Origin of the sequence: Undibacterium sp. FT79W, assembly GCF_014284215.1 — a bacterium.
Taxonomy (GTDB): Bacteria; Pseudomonadota; Gammaproteobacteria; order Burkholderiales; family Burkholderiaceae_D; genus Undibacterium; species Undibacterium aquatile.
Window position 1 is genome coordinate 100945 of sequence record NZ_JACOGB010000002.1, and the last position, 16856, is coordinate 117800.

Annotated in this window: 15 protein-coding genes; 5 read left to right on the forward strand and 10 right to left on the reverse strand. The window is 48.6% G+C overall.

All coding sequences use genetic code 11. The features are described 5' to 3' along the window. Positions 1 to 2 precede the first annotated feature (2 nt). Positions 3 to 1862: a FimV family protein gene (locus tag H8K38_RS03565; protein ID WP_186883440.1), complete on the reverse strand. Its 1860-nt coding sequence runs from the start codon at positions 1860 to 1862 to the stop codon at positions 3 to 5. 241 nt (positions 1863 to 2103) lie between these two features. Continuing rightward, the gene (locus H8K38_RS03570; RefSeq protein ID WP_186883441.1) at positions 2104 to 2859 is read right to left on the reverse strand and encodes an RNA methyltransferase; all 756 of its coding nucleotides are present in this window, start codon (positions 2857 to 2859) and stop codon (positions 2104 to 2106) included. A gap of 157 nt (positions 2860 to 3016) precedes the next feature. Between H8K38_RS03570 and H8K38_RS03575 the strand changes: the two genes are divergently transcribed. From H8K38_RS03575 to mutS, 3 genes are all read left to right on the forward strand, one after another. Further along, a complete protein-coding gene (locus tag H8K38_RS03575; protein ID WP_222610743.1) occupies positions 3017 to 3823 on the forward strand; it encodes an inositol monophosphatase family protein in 807 nt (268 codons plus the stop codon). An 87-nt stretch (positions 3824 to 3910) separates the two neighbouring features. Continuing rightward, complete coding sequence (locus tag H8K38_RS03580) at positions 3911 to 5296, forward strand: DEAD/DEAH box helicase (RefSeq protein WP_186883442.1); 1386 nt, start codon at positions 3911 to 3913, stop codon at positions 5294 to 5296. Positions 5297 to 5691: 395 nt separating this feature from the next. Continuing rightward, the gene (gene mutS, locus H8K38_RS03585) at positions 5692 to 8331 is read left to right on the forward strand and encodes a DNA mismatch repair protein MutS (protein ID WP_255422815.1); all 2640 of its coding nucleotides are present in this window, start codon (positions 5692 to 5694) and stop codon (positions 8329 to 8331) included. 70 nt (positions 8332 to 8401) lie between these two features. Here the strand turns inward: mutS and H8K38_RS03590 are convergent, their stop codons facing one another. Next, a complete protein-coding gene (locus tag H8K38_RS03590; RefSeq protein WP_186883443.1) occupies positions 8402 to 8935 on the reverse strand; it encodes a peptidylprolyl isomerase in 534 nt (177 codons plus the stop codon). Positions 8936 to 9013: 78 nt separating this feature from the next. On the opposite strand from H8K38_RS03590, the gene H8K38_RS03595 reads away from it, so the two are divergent. Together H8K38_RS03595 and H8K38_RS03600 are read left to right on the forward strand one after the other, a co-directional pair. Continuing rightward, the gene (locus H8K38_RS03595; protein WP_186883768.1) at positions 9014 to 10147 is read left to right on the forward strand and encodes a cupin domain-containing protein; all 1134 of its coding nucleotides are present in this window, start codon (positions 9014 to 9016) and stop codon (positions 10145 to 10147) included. A 284-nt stretch (positions 10148 to 10431) separates the two neighbouring features. Then, positions 10432 to 10650 carry a hypothetical protein gene (locus H8K38_RS03600; RefSeq protein ID WP_186883444.1) on the forward strand — a complete coding sequence of 73 codons (219 nt, stop codon included), beginning with the start codon at positions 10432 to 10434 and terminating at the stop codon, positions 10648 to 10650. Positions 10651 to 10769: 119 nt separating this feature from the next. Here the strand turns inward: H8K38_RS03600 and bamC are convergent, their stop codons facing one another. From bamC to H8K38_RS03635, 7 genes are all read right to left on the reverse strand, one after another. After that, positions 10770 to 11930 (reverse strand): outer membrane protein assembly factor BamC, encoded by a 1161-nt coding sequence (gene bamC, locus H8K38_RS03605; protein ID WP_186883445.1) that lies wholly within the window; start codon positions 11928 to 11930, stop codon positions 10770 to 10772. Between the two features lie 80 nt (positions 11931 to 12010). Next, the gene (gene dapA / locus H8K38_RS03610; protein ID WP_186883446.1) at positions 12011 to 12895 is read right to left on the reverse strand and encodes a 4-hydroxy-tetrahydrodipicolinate synthase; all 885 of its coding nucleotides are present in this window, start codon (positions 12893 to 12895) and stop codon (positions 12011 to 12013) included. Between the two features lie 92 nt (positions 12896 to 12987). Next, entirely contained in the window at positions 12988 to 13560 is a 573-nt protein-coding gene (locus H8K38_RS03615; RefSeq protein ID WP_186883447.1) for a bifunctional 2-polyprenyl-6-hydroxyphenol methylase/3-demethylubiquinol 3-O-methyltransferase UbiG, read from the reverse strand. A gap of 19 nt (positions 13561 to 13579) precedes the next feature. Further along, positions 13580 to 14242, reverse strand: coding sequence for a site-2 protease family protein (locus H8K38_RS03620; protein WP_186883448.1), 663 nt, complete (start codon positions 14240 to 14242; stop codon positions 13580 to 13582). 57 nt (positions 14243 to 14299) lie between these two features. Next, a complete protein-coding gene (locus H8K38_RS03625) occupies positions 14300 to 14923 on the reverse strand; it encodes an L-threonylcarbamoyladenylate synthase (protein ID WP_186883449.1) in 624 nt (207 codons plus the stop codon). A 52-nt stretch (positions 14924 to 14975) separates the two neighbouring features. Further along, positions 14976 to 15851: a protease HtpX gene (gene htpX, locus H8K38_RS03630; RefSeq protein ID WP_186883450.1), complete on the reverse strand. Its 876-nt coding sequence runs from the start codon at positions 15849 to 15851 to the stop codon at positions 14976 to 14978. 64 nt (positions 15852 to 15915) lie between these two features. Continuing rightward, on the reverse strand, positions 15916 to 16770 hold the full coding sequence (locus tag H8K38_RS03635; protein WP_186883451.1) for a 3',5'-nucleoside bisphosphate phosphatase: 855 nt from the start codon (positions 16768 to 16770) through the stop codon (positions 15916 to 15918). Positions 16771 to 16856 lie beyond the last annotated feature (86 nt).

The window sequence follows — 16856 nt, forward strand, 5'->3', positions numbered from 1 at the left end:
TTTTATGGATTTATTTTGAAATCGATAGTCTCAAAATTAATCACATTCGTGTCAGCATCCGGTTCCGTTTTAACAGCATCCGCATGCAATTCGACATTCGTTACTTTTTGCCAGCCTGATGTGTCTTTGTCGGGTCTCATCCGGTCTAACTCATTGGCAACGGATATCAACAGCAAAATATCGCGGTACACGGGCAACTCAAATCCCATACGCTTGCCATCGCGATCATCAACCAGCAAACTTTCGAGGAACGGTAATATGTTACTAGTATTCCAAAGGGTGCATATTTTATTCATCAGATGTTCGAAATCATCCAGATGACGGGTTGGCAAACTCAGCGGATCAACTTCAAACTCAGGGACATTCGCGTTAAAGAAAACAATAAAGCGATCGCGCAGCGCGTCGTATTTTTCCTTATTTTTCGTGACGCGGTAAAGATCCAGTAAATATAACCAGGGCACCGGAGAATCAGGACGCTCCTGCTCTGCCTGCGGCTCCAGAATTTCAATCGCACGTTCAGGATCGTTCACCGACATCCAGAACTCCGCTTCCTGCGTTACATCCGAAATTTCTTCTACTTTCAAAGAGCTGGCACGTGAAGAAAAGAAATTAAAGGTGCTGCTATTGGTATCTTCAAGAGAAGGTGTAAAAGCGCGGGCAGTTCCCGACACGGCACCAAGCGCCGCGGCATGGTCAGCCGGTCCTGTTTTGACTGATGCAGGAACCGATGCAACTCCAGCTTGCTCAGATAAGTTTTTTAACAGAGCCGAACTATTCATACCATTGACCGTCGTTGGCCCATAACTCGCCTGAACGTCATTCACCAGTTCTTCTATATTTTTCTTCTGATCCTGACCAAGTTTAGGTTCGTCCTGCTCCCACCAGGTTGATGCATAACGTTTATGTAAGCGTTGAATATATACAAAAAGCAAACCAATAATCGTCAGCCCGGCAAGTATCAACGCGCCGAAAACGTAGAACCAGGGTTTGGCGACTGCTGCATCTTCTATTTTTTCGAGTGCCGCTTTGTCTTGTTGAATCGTGTGCTTTAACTGAATTGCTTCCTGCTGAAGAATTTGTATTTTCTTCTGATCCGCGGTATTTTTTTCTACTGAGGCAGGCGGATTTTCTCCGCGCAACATCGCGGCAAATTGTGCCTGCGCGAGGCGTAGTTCCGCGATATTTGGAGCATCAGCCTTGCGCTGTTCATCAGATACAACAGACAAGCTGTCCGCCATTTTCAGTCCGGCAGGAAGCAGTTGAACATCAGCTTCATCAGACAGTTTTAAAGCATCCCGCGTGGCACTGGATGCGCGTACTGAACGGTCTTTCTGCGCAGCCTGAGGGGCGCTCTTTTTTGTTTCAGGTGCAGGATTTGCCGCAACTGAGGGGCGCAGTGGTTCTTTTCTGATTCGTCTAGACTCTTTAGCAGTCGGGACGTTAGCGCTGGATACCAAGCCATCATTCTGACTTAGCAGAGGCAAATTGAGGTTTTTGCCAACGGAACTAAATTCCGGCGGATCAAGCAATATCAGATAATCACGGTGTAACTGAACTTCGCAGCCTACACTTAAGACCACTTTCAGCGCAGGCTCTAAGAGATTTTTTCGTGTCGATAAACTGAGAATGCGCTTATTTCCCTGAGTTGACATTCCCAGGTTAACTACAGACAGTAAGTCGCCGTCAGTGGTCTCAACCAGCGCTTTAAAACAATGGATATCTGCATCTTGCGCATCGGCACCAGTCACATCTAACTGCGCCTTCAGCGGTTGTCCTAAACCCGATTGAACCCGCAAGCCACCAACACCAAGAGCATGAGCCGACCCTGCCGAACTGGCAGCAATGACGCTGGCACATATCAAGGAAAGGGACGACCTTGGAAAGGGAGCAAAAATAATAATTTCCTCAACGAAAATGGAACAGCATTCTGACGATATGTTTAAATCACAATCTTACTGTCGTTATAACAAAACTAGTTACAACTGAAAATACTAAACAGGAAACAAACTAGCTTTAAAGCAAGTGATTTCATGATATTTATCAATTCAGACAACAAATTAAATAACAAATGATCTGAAAGCCGCCCCTATTCCATTAATCACCTTACTTTTGCTGCTGATCCAGAATTTTCTTGGCGATCCCGCGCAAAATATTCACTTCCTCCAACTCTAAACGAGCGCGGGAAAAAAGCCGCTTCAAACGTGGCATCAGTTTTTTAGGGTGTGCTGGGTCGATAAAATCAATCGCGACCAATGCCTGTTCAAGATGGGAATACATGCCCTCTACAGCTTCATTGCTCGCTGTTTGCCCTTGAAATCCGATTTGGGGAGCAGTCACAGTCAGTTGCATCGCGACTCTGGATTCGTACGCCAGCAACTGTATTGCCTGCGCGAGATTTAATGATGAATAAGCGGGATTCGCAGGTATATTAATTAACGCCTGACAATTCATGACAACTTCATTCGGCAAGCCATAACGCTCGCTACCGAAAATAAAGGCAACATCACCACCTTGACGGTGAGCGACACTCTCCGCCAATTCCCTTGGTGTAACGACAGGCGGGGAAAACTCACGCAAACGGGCGCTGACGGCCGCAACGAGATCGCAACCGGCAAGTGCTTCCTCAACAGTATCAACGATGCGGGCAGATTCAAGAATATCCTGCGCACCGCTGGCAAAAGCAATTGCCTCAGGATGACTCAGCACGTCCGGATATCGTGGCCTTACCAGCACCAGATTGGCAAAACCCATGGTTTTCAGCGCCCTTGCCGCGGCACCGACATTGCCCGGATGACTGGTTTCCACCAGTACAAAACGCAGGCGTTGAAAAAGAGATGTGTCAGTTTCAGTCAAGTTCATTTAAAATAGCATCATTCAGCGTTGATTATTTTTTGGTTACGTGCTTTCGCCGGGCAAAAGACAATTGCGCACGCTCTTTATCATTTTTGTGTAGCAAACCAGTTTCTCTCATATTGAGATGAGAGTTCTCGTTTGCCGTCATTTTATCGGAAACTATATGCACCCAATGCTCAATACGGCGATTAAAGCCGCTCGTCGCGGCGCGACATTAATCAACCGCGCTTCATTTGACCTCGATCGCGTCAGTGTCACTGAAAAACATTTCAATGATTTTGTCACAGAAGTCGACCAGGCCGCAGAAACTGCGATCATTGAGGTGTTGAAGACAGCCTACCCTGATCACGCAATACTCGCAGAAGAATCAGGTGCCTCCGCTAATTTGCACGACGAAAATGATTATGTCTGGATCATTGATCCTCTGGATGGAACGACCAATTTCATCCACGGCTTTCCACAATACTGTGTTTCGATTGCCTTGCAACATCGTGGCATCATTACGCAAGCAGTCGTCTACGACCCTACCCGCAACGAATTATTCACCGCCAGTAAAGGCGCAGGTGCCTTCCTGAATGAAAAACGTATCCGTGTCACCCGCTGCGACAAGATCGCAGACGCGCTGATCGGCACTGGTTTCCCTTCACGTGATTTGTCAGGCCTAGATCAGTACATGGAGATGTTCAAAGTGATGACAGGTAAATGCCAGGGACTGAGAAGACCAGGCTCGGCTGCACTGGATCTCGCCTATGTTGCGATGGGTCGCCTTGATGGCTTCTTTGAAAAGGGACTGGCACCGTGGGACGTTGCTGCCGGCTCTTTGCTGATTACTGAAGCTGGCGGCATTGTCGGCACATTCTCTGGCGAATCAGATTATCTGTATAAAGGTGATGTGCTTGCAGGCACACCTAAAGTTTTCGGACAGATGGTCAATTTATTGCAGCCATTTGCAGCATCGGCAACAAAATAATATCTCTTACGCTCCGGATGCCGGAGTGCCATCGTCACCAGGCTGGCAATAACCAGTCTGGGTTTTAAAGAAAATCTACAGAAACACATGCCCTCATTCAACGAACTCGGATTATCCGAGGACATTCTTCGCGCCGTCAGCGAACAAGGTTACACATCCCCCACGCCGATTCAACAACAAGCAATTCCAGCGGTCATTCAAGGCGGGGATCTGCTGGCTGGTGCGCAGACCGGCACTGGTAAAACAGCTGGTTTTACGCTGCCGATTTTGCAGCGTCTGTCGACCTCAGCCAATGCACCTAAGGATAAGACAAGCCGTCGCCCTATCCGTGCGCTGGTTCTGACACCGACGCGGGAACTGGCGGCGCAGGTGCAGGAAAGCGTGGAGCTTTACGGAAAATTTCTTCCACTGACATCGGCGGTGATCTTCGGTGGCGTAGGTATTAATCCGCAAATCAAGGTATTAAAACATGGCGTCGATATTCTGGTAGCGACACCGGGGCGACTTCTGGATCATCATCAACAAGGAACGATCGATCTGCGTAACATCGAAATCCTGGTACTGGATGAAGCGGATCGTATGCTGGATATGGGTTTCATCCACGACATTAAAAAAGTGTTGGCGATCCTGCCGCCAAAACGCCAGAACCTGTTGTTCTCTGCGACTTTTTCTGATGACATCAAAGCACTTGCTGACCGGCTGTTAAACAATCCAGCCATGATAGAAGTTGCGCGTCGTAATTCGACGGTCGAAGTGATTGCACAAAAAGTGCATCCGGTTGACAGAGATAAGAAACATCCACTGTTGGCACACCTCATCAAGACACATGCGTGGTCGCAGGTGCTGGTATTTACGCGCACTAAACATGGCGCAAATAAGCTGGTAGAGCAATTAGCCAAAGACGGTATCGCTGCCATGGCAATTCATGGCAACAAAAGTCAGTCTGCACGCACCAAAGCTTTGTCTGAATTCAAAGATGGCAGCCTGCCGGTGTTAGTTGCTACCGATATTGCTGCGCGTGGCATTGATATCGACCAATTACCGCATGTCGTCAACTACGATCTGCCGAATGTACCCGAAGATTACGTACACCGCATTGGGCGTACTGGCCGTGCCGGTGCGAGTGGTGAAGCGGTATCACTGGTTTGCGTGGACGAGTTCAAATTACTTGCTGATATTGAAAAGTTCATCAAGCGTCAGATTCCGCAAGAAATTATTGATGGCTTCATTCCTGATCCACACGCAAAAGCACAGCCAATTCAATTGCGTAGTTTTGAGGGACGCGGAAATGCGCCCGCAAACAGGGGGGCGCGTTCGCCAGCAGGCAACAAACCTGCGCAGGCACGCACACCAGGCAAAACATCCGGTGCGGCTCCGGCCCGTGACGGCGCGGGTAAGCCTCGTCCACAAGGAAACCGTCCGGCAGTAAAACAATCTACACCTCGCCGCTCTGGCGGCCGCGGTAACGGTTAATTATTTAACTCATATCGCAAAACGAAGGGAGCAGGAAGATGTCGTACATTTTCCTGCTCCCTTCGTCGCTGCTGAACTCCGCATCCCGATACATTTCACTCGCGTCTTACCTGCTGCACTTATGCCAGTCAATGCACTCTTTCCATTCCAACTTGCAACACGCATTCTGCACAGCGAACTCAATAGCATCATGGCTCACCTGCACACAACTCCGGCGCAAACATGCACGACTCACGAAAAAATTTTTCGCCTTCCGAACCGGATCAAGCGCATACAGGCACAAGCATAGACCACTGCCATCGTCTATGATAAGGTGCGCAACGAATTTGATCTGACAAATCCGGGAAATCCGGACAGACGAAACTAAGAAAATAAATCGAATAAAAATAAGCAATATGACCGCAAAAGAAACGCAACATACTCCCATGATGCAGCAATATCTTGGCATCAAAGCTGATCACCCAGACACGCTGGTGTTCTACCGCATGGGCGATTTTTATGAACTTTTTTTTGACGATGCTGAAAAAGTCTCACGCCTGCTTGGCATCACGCTGACCCAGCGCGGCAGCTCCGGAGGCAATCCTATCAAAATGGCAGGCGTGCCATTTCACTCATTAGAACCCTATCTCGCCAAACTGGTGAAAATGGGCGAATCTGCGGCAATTTGCGAACAAATTGGTGACCCCGCAACCAGCAAAGGGCCGGTTGAGCGCAAGGTCATGCGTATCATCACGCCGGGCACGCTGACCGATACGGATTTGTTGCCCGAAAAATCAGAACGGCCACTGCTTTCGCTCTGCCTGTTGCAACACCGGAAAACCGTCACTGCGGGGCTGGCATGGTTATCCTTAGCGAGTGGTTCGCTGAAACTCATGGAATTTTCAACTGATGAAAAATCACTGTTTCAGCGTCTGCAACAAGAATTAGAACGCATATCTCCGGCTGAGATTTTGCTCTCTGCCGGCACCCTTTTACTGGACGAACACTACGAACAGTTACCGGGCAAATTCTCTGAAGTGCCCGACTGGCACTTTGATCTCAAGCAAGGGCAAAAAGCCTTACAAGATCAAATGGGCACCACAACGCTGACAGGTTTCGGTGCAGACAATCTGAGCGCGTCCTTAGGTGCATCCGGGGCATTATTGCGATACGCCGAAAACACGCAAGGTCGAGGCTTGAAACACGTTAATAGCCTCAGCGTCGAAAGTGAGCATGAATTTATCGGTCTGGATACCGCAACCAGGCGCAATCTTGAACTGACCGAAACCTTACGCGGTCAGGAATCGCCAACCCTGTTTTCACTGTTAGATCATTGCCGTACCGCGATGGGTTCCCGTTTACTCAGGCATTGGCTGCATCATGCCAAACGTGATCAGGCCATTGCAGCGGGACGACACAGTTCTATCAAAGCCTTAATTCAGACTGACTCTACCGATGGGCTGGCGACAACCCTGAATGCGATACCGGATATAGAACGGATCACCACACGGATTGCGCTGCAGTCGGCACGTCCGCGCGATTTATCCGCACTCAGGGATGGTCTGCAACATCTGCCTAACCTGCGCAATTACGTCAGCATGTGCATTGCCGATAATCAGACCAGTGTATTGACAAAGATATTGTCAGATTTAGCAACGCCTGCAGATTGTCTTGATTTATTGGAACGTGGACTGATGCCTTTACCATCCACCATGGTCAGGGATGGCGGCGTCATCGCGAATGGCTTTGACACCGAATTAGATGAATTGCGGGCTTTATCTGAAAATGCAGGTCAGTTTCTGGTACAGCTGGAAGCTTCAGAAAGAGAACGCACTGGCATCGCCAATCTGCGCGTCGAATATAACCGTGTACATGGCTTCTACATTGAAGTGACGAACGGTCAGAGCGATAAAGTGCCGGAGAACTATCGCCGTCGTCAGACGCTAAAAAATGCCGAGCGCTACATCACGCCAGAACTTAAAGCATTCGAAGACAAGGCGCTGTCAGCCCAGGAGCGAGCCTTAGTGCGCGAAAAAATGTTGTATGAAAAATTGTTGCAAGAGCTATTGCCCCACATCAGCTCTCTCCAGGCAATCGCACATGCCATCGCTCAACTCGACACTCTGGTCAGTCTCGCCGGACACGCAAGCAAAAACAACTGGTGCGCGCCTCAACTCGTCAACGAGCCCATTCTGCAAATTAAACAGGGCCGCCATCCTGTTGTGGAAAATCAGATAGAGCGCTTTATCGCGAATGACTGCGACCTTTCCGAACAACGAAAACTGTTGCTGATTACCGGCCCGAACATGGGCGGTAAATCGACTTTCATGCGGCAGGTTGCGCTGATTACTTTGCTCGCTTATATCGGTAGCTATGTACCTGCGAGTGCTGCTGTTATCGGGCCAATTGACCGCATCTTCACTCGCATAGGCGCGGCGGATGATCTCGCTGGCGGACGCTCGACGTTCATGGTGGAAATGACGGAATCTGCCGCCATTTTGAACGGTGCGACGGAAAATTCTCTGGTGCTGATGGATGAAGTCGGACGCGGCACATCGACGTTCGACGGACTGGCGCTCGCCTGGGCAATCTCGAAACATTTAATCCAGGTATCGAAAAGCTACACCTTGTTTGCGACGCATTATTTCGAGCTAACGCAATTGCCGGAGCTTCACCCAAGTGCTGAGAATGTTCACTTATCTGCAGTCGAGCATAAGGAGAACATCGTCTTTCTGCATGCGGTACAGCCGGGGCCTGCATCACAAAGCTATGGCTTACAAGTCGCTCAGTTAGCGGGAATTCCACAAAGCGTTATACGCTCTGCCCGCAAACACCTGACCGAACTGGAAGCGCACTCGATACAATCGACATCACAGTTTGATTTATTTTCCTCATCATCCGTTTCAGTCGAAACGGAGACAGAGGTCGCGGTGATTCCTGCGGAGCTACAAGAATTACAGGACACGATAGAATCAATCGACCCTGACAGAATGACGCCAAGAGAAGCGCTCGATGCACTCTACGAACTCAAATCACTGATCAGACAAGCTAAGTAAAAAAAACCGCACTCAGGTGCGGTTTTTTTATGCGCCAACAGAAAAAATCTGTGCCAGCGAGATGCAATGATTAATGTATCTGATGACTACGGTATTCATCACCCATACCATCATCCTCGTCGTCATGATGCCCATGAGCACCATGGACGTGACCATGTGCGACCTCTTCATCCGAAGCCTCGCGCACAGATTCAACTGTCAGCGAAAATCGCAACGCAATCCCTGCAAGCGGATGATTGCCATCCAGAACAACCTTATCTTCTGCAATATCAGTCACGGTAAAAATGAGTGCCTCGTCTTCTTCGGTTTCTTCCGGCATACCTTCAAACTGCATACCGACCTCTAAAGGTGATGGAAACCGGTTACGCGGTTCTACTTTGACCAGTGCAGCATCATAGTCCCCGAATGCATCTTCAGGATTTAATTGAATAATGGTGCTGAAACCAGCTTCCTTGCCTTCTAATGCCTCTTCGATTTTCGGGAAAATATTATCGTAGCCGCCGTGCAGGTAAACCATAGGTTCCTGACCTTCCTCGATCAGATTGTCTTGTGCGTCTTTTAATGTATAGCGCGCAGTAACAACCGAATTTTTGACAATCTTCATACGATATCCTTAAAAAATATATTCATGCACGATTATACCTGTCTGGAACAGCGGCGCAGGCAAGCCTATAATGCCGGAATGAAAAAAACCACCTCCCCCCTCGCCCTGCTGGGCAACATCAGCCCGGAACAATTCCTGCGTGACTACTGGCATAAAAAGCCATTACTTATCCGCCAGGCGATCCCCGGATTTAAAGCCCTGCTGAACCCGGAAGAATTATTTGAACTCGCATCGCAAGAAGATACCGAGTCAAGATTAATTACCTTCTTTAAGAAACACTGGGAAATGAAATCCGGCCCGATAAAACAGGTTCCGATCAAAGAAAAGAAAGACTGGACGCTATTAGTTCAGGGCGTCAATCTGCACAATCAACAAGCCGATGAACTGTTGCGACAATTCCGTTTCATAACAGATGCACGCCTTGATGATCTGATGATCAGCTATGCAGCAGATGGTGGCGGCGTCGGCCCGCACTATGATTCCTACGATGTCTTTTTATTACAAGCGCATGGTCAGCGGCGCTGGAAAATCGGTGCGCAGCAAGATTTATCTCTTGTCGAAGGAATGCCGCTCAAAATTCTTAGCAACTTTAAACCTGAAGAAGAATTTGTTCTCGAACCAGGAGATATGTTGTACTTGCCGCCGCAATATGCGCACGATGGCGTTGCCATCGGCGAGTGCATGACATATTCGGTTGGTTTCCGTGCTCCGGCGTTTCAGGAGTTGGGTGAAGCTTTCCTTCACTTCATGTCTGAATCGATAGACTTACCCGGTCGTTATAGCGACCCGGATTTGAAAGCAACAACAAAACCTGCCGAAATCGGTAATGAATTACTGGAAACAGTGGCAGAACAAATCGCCAAAGTTCAGTTTACCGCTGACGATATCACTATTTTTCTGGGTGAATATTTATCAGAACCAAAGCCTTCGGTATTTTTCACGTCCCCGGAAAAGCCTTTATCTCCTAAGCGCTTTGAGCAGGCAGCGCAAAAAAAGGGAATTAAGTTATCGTTAAAGTCATCGATGTTATACAAAGGTAAGCATGTTTTTATAAACGGCGAGTCATTTGCAGTCAGCAAAGATGACAAAATCCTTTTAAATAAACTGGCGAATCAGCGCTTCCTTGACGGCGACGAGTTATCTTCCGCTTCGGCAGACGTCATGGAGGCGTTTTGCTTGTGGTACGAAGACGGATGGTTAGAATTACGATAACTGATCTTTTTCGGCGTTGACTAAAGTCAGAGAAATGAAAATTTCGTCAAAAAATATCGCTGAATTTAGTTCTTTATTACAAATATTCAGGAAATTAAGTGCAATTCGACAGCAAGACCTATTCCATTGCCGGAAAAATCATTATAATCATGGGTTAGGAAACTTTCGAAGGTAACGAGTAGTATTTCGGAGCCTTCGGGTAAGCCTATAGAGCGATAATTACCGGTAATTATTCATCGCAAAATTTTGATCTCATTTTTGATCTACTTATTTGAAAGTAAAACATGAAAAAATCACTCTTGCTCGTATCCCTGTTAGCAATCGCTTTGGCTGCTTGCGGCAAAAAAGAAGAAGCAGCTCCAGCTCCAGCAGCAACTGAAGCAGCAGCTCCAGCATCTACACCAGCAGTAGAAGCACCAGCAGCAGCTCCAGCTCCAGCAGCAGCCTCTGATGCAGCAGCAGCTCCAGCAGCTTCCGCTACAGCAGCTCCAGCATCTAAGTAATTTTTAATTACTTATAAAGCCGACCTTCGGGTCGGCTTTTTTTATGCCTAAATTTTTTTCGCAGGCATAAAAAAAGCACAGGATTTCCTGTGCTTTTTTTTGTTGAATAAAGAACAGAATTATTTTAACTGGTCGTTTAACAACTGCAATATTTTGGTTGCGACGGGCGACGAATCAACTTTACCTTCGTTGTTATGCACAGAAATATGGCTGACAGCTCCGTTCGATGCGTTCTTCACCAGAATGCGATATTTTTTAGCATCGTTTGATTTATCGCTGGAACCAAAAGAGAATAATTTAGAGAAGAAACCTTCGCTTGCACCCTTGGTTTTTGCATCAATATCCTGATCGATATAGCGAACAAAATACAATCCCTGTGAACGATCACGATCTTCCACAGTGAAGCCGACGCGATCCAGTGCCAGTCCGACACGACGCCAGGAGCGATCAAATCCTTCATCAACCTCAACATAACTTGATTCACCAGCCTTCAACAGCTGAGCACGCGGTTTAACATTCGCAGCCGGTGCCTTGACCGCCGCCTTGGCAACTTCAGCGTCAGTACCCAGACGAGCCATCAGCCTGGATAAGAACTCCGCTTCCAGATCAGGATCAGCAGGACGGGATGTCCAGGTAGCGCTGTCTTTTTGCGCCCCAGTCAACACTTCCTGCGCGCCGCGGTGACTGATGTAAATCTCTACCTCGCCATTAGCTCCGCGCTCCAGTCTGGTACGGAATTTATCGCGTTCACCAGTCGAATACAAGGAGTCAATCACCTTACCTAAAGTACTGCGGATAATATCCTGAGGAATTTTGGCGCGATTTTCAGCCCAATCAGTTTCCATCACACCAGCTTCCTGATTTTCGACATTAATCAAAAATCCAGATTCTTGCCAGAAATCTTTAATTTGTGGCCACAGTACTTCAGGTGTCTGGCCAACAACCAACCAGCGCTGCGAGCCGTCACGGACGATTCGCATACCTTTAATCTGCGTTGGCGCAATCGTCGCGGCAACAGAGGAGGCTTTTACACCTTTTTCAAGATTGTAGCCCGATGCAGTCGCGCTGCTTTTATTGGCATCAGGAATGGCAAAGCGGTTATCGCGGCGGATCTGAGTCAGATCAGGAGGGACTTCCAGGGACGCGGTTGTTACCTTACCTGCACTTTTGTAATCAATCTTGTTCGGCTCAATTATATTGCTAATAGAGCTGCAACCAGTCAATCCAACTAACGCTACTGCGCCAATGATCCCATTTTTAGCAACAAAGCTTTTTGCCATGTGAAAGTCCCTACTCATTATCGTCAATCAAAAACTACGTGGAGCAAGCGGGTCTGTCACTGACCCGCTCAGAATGGTGCTTATTGTAATACACCTGACTCGCGCAAAGCTGCCCGAACCACTTCATGATATGGGGCGGCCATCGGCACCAGAGGCAATCTGATGCCAGCAGGAATCAATCCCATTTCAACCATCGCCCACTTTACTGGCAGCGGATTAGGTTCAACAAATAACTTATTATGCAACGGCAGCATACGATTGTTAATCGCAATCGCTCCTTGAATGTCGCCCCGCATCGCAGCAGCACACAACTCGCTCATTGCTTTCGGCGCGACGTTGGCAGTCACAGAAATATTGCCTTTACCACCGCAGAACATCAACGCCATTGCTGTCGGATCATCGCCTGAATACACAGCAAAATCAGATGGCGCGAGACGAATCAGATCAGTTCCACGACCAATATTACCAGTTGCATCTTTGACGCCGATAATGCCTGGAATTTGTGCCAGTCGCAAAATCGTGTCATTCGACATATCGGCAACCGTACGACCCGGAACGTTATACAAAATCACCGGAATATCAACCGACTCGGCAATTTTCTTAAAATGCTGATACATGCCTTCTTGCGTTGGGCGGTTGTAGTACGGCACCACCTGCAACGAAGCGTCGGCACCGATGTCTTTCGCGAATCGGGTCAGCTCTATCGCTTCTGCGGTCGAATTACCGCCAGAACCCGCAATGATAGGGATACGTTTATTCGTGTGCTCTACAGCGACACGGATCAGTTCGCAATGCTCTTCAACAGAGACAGTCGGCGACTCACCGGTCGTACCGACGATGACGATACCATCGGTGCCTTCAGCAATATGCCAGTCAATCAATTTGCGCAGGCATGGCAAATCAAGACTGCCATCCTCATGCATAGGGGTCACAATCGCGACCAGACTACCCTGTATCTTTGTCATGTTAGTGCAAGAAAAAAGTAAAACCCTGATTGTAGCGGATAGACCGACAGTCGGGGCGCAAATAGATGGAATTAGATTTCATCCTCATTCAACTAAAACGGGAGCTTATCTTCCGGTGCAGATCCAACTGCTTTTCTGGCGCATATACGCTGCACCATTACAGGCTTTGGTTCGGCAATAAAACCTTCTTCATACGCGATCACATGCATACACGATTCTGGGTTGGCATTTACTTGCCGCAGCAGTTCTCCGGCTTGCAAAAGAAAACGCGGGCTAGATGGTTTTCCAAATTGCTCATTCCCCATTGCAAAGGTTTCATAGATCAGCAATCCGCCTTGCTGCAAGCTCTCCAGCAAGCGAGGAAACAAGGGGCGGTGCAGATAATTGCAAACAACTATTGCCGCAAAACACGCTGGAGGAAACGGCCAGTCGTACTCTTCTGCATCAGGCTCCAGATCATGCAAAATAGTTTTAGCTCCACGAGACACCAGATCAGCAAAAGAGCTGTCGTCCCTATCGAGGCAGGTAACGGTAAAGCCTTCAGCCAGTAAAAACCGGGAATTTCTGCCGCCGCCGCAGGCCAGATCAAGCACTTCACCTGCAGGAATCAGCGATGCAAATCTTTTGACCCAGCGTGATGGCTCTGCGAGTATGGAATTCGACATAAGCACGGCTTCGATCAACTCACAAACCCAGCAGGAAAGAAAACGGCGTCAGTAATAGAGACAAAAAGCTGCTTGTCAACACCATCACTGGCAACATCCAGAATTGCAGCACGTGTAAAACGACCAGCCCCATGACGATAAAAAAGCCATAGGGTTCAATCTGAGCAAATTTATAGGCAAGTTTGTAAGGCAATAAACTAACCAAAATCCGGCCACCATCCAAAGGCGGGACTGGAAACAGGTTAAACGCCATCATCACAAGATTCGTTAGCAAACCCGCTTTAGCCATGCTATTGAAATAGGCTTCATCGATATCTGCCGCCTGCAATACCGCGCCGAACAACATCCAGGCAAATGCCATCGCAAAGTTGGCTGCCGGACCTGCCAACGCCACCCACGCCATATCCCGCTTAGGATTTTTAAGGCGCGAAAAATTCACCGGCACCGGTTTGGCGTAACCAAACAAAAATGATCCGCCGGTCGCAAAATACAAAACAACCGGGATCAAAATTGTACCAATGGGATCAATATGCACCAAGGGGTTCAGACTCAGACGCCCCTGACTAAAAGCAGTCGTATCACCAAAATATTTGGCGGCATAGCCGTGCGCGGCCTCATGCAAGGTGATCGCGAAGATCACGGGCAAAGCGTAAATCAGTACCGTCTGTATTAATTCATTCATGGAAGTCTTTTAAATATTCTGTCACTCAGCTTACATCTGCGTTCGCGTGAATGAAAATTACAAACCAAACAGGCTGGCATCGCCTCTGCCCTGTCTGACCAATTCCGGCATCTCGCCTGTCATATCAATCACCGTGGTTGGCGACAGACTACATGCGCCGCCGTCAATCACAAGATCAACTATTTTATCCAGCTTTTCACGGATCAACTCAGGATCAGTCAATGGTTCGTCCTCGTCTGGCAAAATCAGCGTCGTTGCCAGCAAAGGTTGTCCCAACTCTTCCAGCAAAGCCTGCGTGATATTGTTTTCCGGCACCCGCAAACCTATGGTTTTACGGGACGGGTGACTCAGACGCCGCGGCACTTCTTTAGTCGCCTCCAATATCATCGTGTACGGCCCTGGGGTAGCCGCTTTTAGCAAGCGGTATTGCCGGTTATCGACTTTCGCATACAAGGCGATTTCAGACAAATCACGACATAACAGAGTCAGATGATGCTTTTCATCGACACCACGGATGCGCCGCAAACGCGTCACCGCGTCTTTATCGTCAAGGCGACATACCAGCGCATAACAGGAATCGGTAGGGATAGCGACAATGCCACCCTTCTCCACCACTTCCACCGATTGTTTAATCAAACGCAATTGCGGGTTTTCTGGATGAATCTGGAAAAATTGGGTCATAAAAAAGAAGAAAGCGGTAGCAACCGCTACCGCTATATAAATAAGTGCAATATTATTTCAGATTTTGCAACGCAGCGATACGTTGTTCCATCGGAGGATGTGAGGAAAATAAAGCACCCCATCCCGGTTTATCACTGATACCCGCAGCAGCAATCGACTTTGGCAACTCACCCGGCTCCATACCTCCGAGGCGAGCCAGAGCATGAATCATAGGCTGGCGGTTTCCTAACAATTGCGCTGAGCCTGCATCTGCACGGAATTCACGCTGACGCGAGAACCAGGCCACAATCATGGATGCGGCGATACCGAAAATAATTTCACAAACAAAGACGGTAATCATATAACCAATACCTGGCCTGTCGTCATCGCTGTTGCGGAACACGGCTTTGTCAATCGCGTAACCGACCACGCGCGCCAGAAAGACCACAAAGGTATTCACCACGCCTTGTATCAACGTCATCGTCACCATGTCGCCATTGGCAACGTGGGCGATTTCATGACCAAGAACAGCCTCAACCTCTTCTTTTGTCATTCCTTCCAACAAGCCTGACGACACCGCGACCAAAGCAGAGTTTTTAAATGCGCCAGTTGCAAACGCATTGGGCTCGCCGTCGTAAATAGCAACTTCAGGCATCGCGATACCAGCCCGATCCGCCAGTGTTTTCACAGTATTCACCAGCCACAATTCCGTTGAAGAAGACGGCGCATCAATGACGCGGGCACCAGTTGACCACTTTGCCATCGGCTTACTGATCAACAGAGAGAAAATCGCACCGGTGAAACCAACCACCAGCGAAAACACCATCAGCATGCCCATATTCAGGCCGTTTGCTGTCAGATAGCGATTGACGCCCAATGCAGACAGGACGACAGACATCACGGCCATCACCGCCAGATTAGTCAGCAAAAATAAGACGATACGTTTCATACAGAATCTCCAGCCAGGGGAAAGAAGTTAATCTTTTTGGAAGATATAGGCAATATTGTCAATTTCAAGCGCTCAGCCAGTTTTCCCATACCGGTTTGGAAAATTTCGGCAGCAAAGGCAGTTTACCGATATCCACTTCCGCATCTTCCGGAGAATGGAAGTCTGAACCGCGCGATACCAGAAAGCCATATTGATTTGCAATTTTGGTGTATTCATCATACTGATCTACGGTATGACTGCCAGTCACCGTTTCAATCGCAATGCCGCCATATTCCTTAAATTCGCGGAAAAAACTATCGAATGCAAGCGGGCTCAGATCATAACGCCCCGGATGTGCGACGACTGCAGCACCGCCCGCGCCGCGTATCCAGCTGACGGCTTCTGCCAGCGTCGCCCAGCGATGTGGCACATAACCCGGCTTGCCTTCGGCCAGATAGAGTTTAAACACATCAGAAACCGAAGGCGCAGCACCAATTTCCACCAGATAACGGGCAAAATGCGAACGGGAAATCAGATCCGGATTGCCAACGTATTTCAGCGCCCCTTCAAAGCTGCCAGTAATGCCGACTTTACTCGCCAGATCGGCGGCCATATCCTGCGCCCGGCGCTCACGTCCTGAACGCGTCTTTGCCAGCCCGGCAATTAAATCCGGGTTATTTTCATCGATATTCAAGCCAACGATATGGATAGTTTTACCCGCCCAGGTGATGGAAATTTCAACGCCCGAAATAAAGCCCATATCAAGCTCGTGTGCCGCTGCACGAGCAGCAGCCACGCCGCTGACTTCGTCGTGATCCGTCAGCGCCCAGACATCAACGCCATTCGCTTTCGCTCTTTCGGCCAGGGCGGCAGGCGTCAGCACGCCGTCCGATATGGTGGAGTGACTGTGTAAATCAGCATTAAGAGTAAGAATGGACATAATATTCAGCCAGCGTAACAAGAAGCATCCGATGTAATCATCGTCTTATTGTACTCTCAGCTTACGCAAACTGCTGCAATGCAAAA

Excerpts from the sequence above, each read along its gene's own strand:
- H8K38_RS03570 (WP_186883441.1), bottom strand. The coding sequence starts at position 2,859 with ATGAACTTGACTGAAACTGACACATCTCTTTTTCAACGCCTGCGTTTT.
- H8K38_RS03575 (WP_222610743.1), top strand. The coding sequence starts at position 3,017 with ATGCACCCAATGCTCAATACGGCGATTAAAGCCGCTCGTCGCGGCGCG.
- H8K38_RS03580 (WP_186883442.1), top strand. The coding sequence starts at position 3,911 with ATGCCCTCATTCAACGAACTCGGATTATCCGAGGACATTCTTCGCGCC.
- mutS (WP_255422815.1), top strand. The coding sequence starts at position 5,692 with ATGACCGCAAAAGAAACGCAACATACTCCCATGATGCAGCAATATCTT.
- H8K38_RS03590 (WP_186883443.1), bottom strand. The coding sequence starts at position 8,935 with ATGAAGATTGTCAAAAATTCGGTTGTTACTGCGCGCTATACATTAAAA.
- H8K38_RS03595 (WP_186883768.1), top strand. The coding sequence starts at position 9,014 with ATGAAAAAAACCACCTCCCCCCTCGCCCTGCTGGGCAACATCAGCCCG.
- H8K38_RS03600 (WP_186883444.1), top strand. The coding sequence starts at position 10,432 with ATGAAAAAATCACTCTTGCTCGTATCCCTGTTAGCAATCGCTTTGGCT.
- bamC (WP_186883445.1), bottom strand. The coding sequence starts at position 11,930 with ATGGCAAAAAGCTTTGTTGCTAAAAATGGGATCATTGGCGCAGTAGCG.
- dapA (WP_186883446.1), bottom strand. The coding sequence starts at position 12,895 with ATGACAAAGATACAGGGTAGTCTGGTCGCGATTGTGACCCCTATGCAT.
- H8K38_RS03615 (WP_186883447.1), bottom strand. The coding sequence starts at position 13,560 with ATGTCGAATTCCATACTCGCAGAGCCATCACGCTGGGTCAAAAGATTT.
- H8K38_RS03620 (WP_186883448.1), bottom strand. The coding sequence starts at position 14,242 with ATGAATGAATTAATACAGACGGTACTGATTTACGCTTTGCCCGTGATC.
- H8K38_RS03625 (WP_186883449.1), bottom strand. The coding sequence starts at position 14,923 with ATGACCCAATTTTTCCAGATTCATCCAGAAAACCCGCAATTGCGTTTG.
- htpX (WP_186883450.1), bottom strand. The coding sequence starts at position 15,851 with ATGAAACGTATCGTCTTATTTTTGCTGACTAATCTGGCGGTGATGGCC.
- H8K38_RS03635 (WP_186883451.1), bottom strand. The coding sequence starts at position 16,770 with ATGTCCATTCTTACTCTTAATGCTGATTTACACAGTCACTCCACCATA.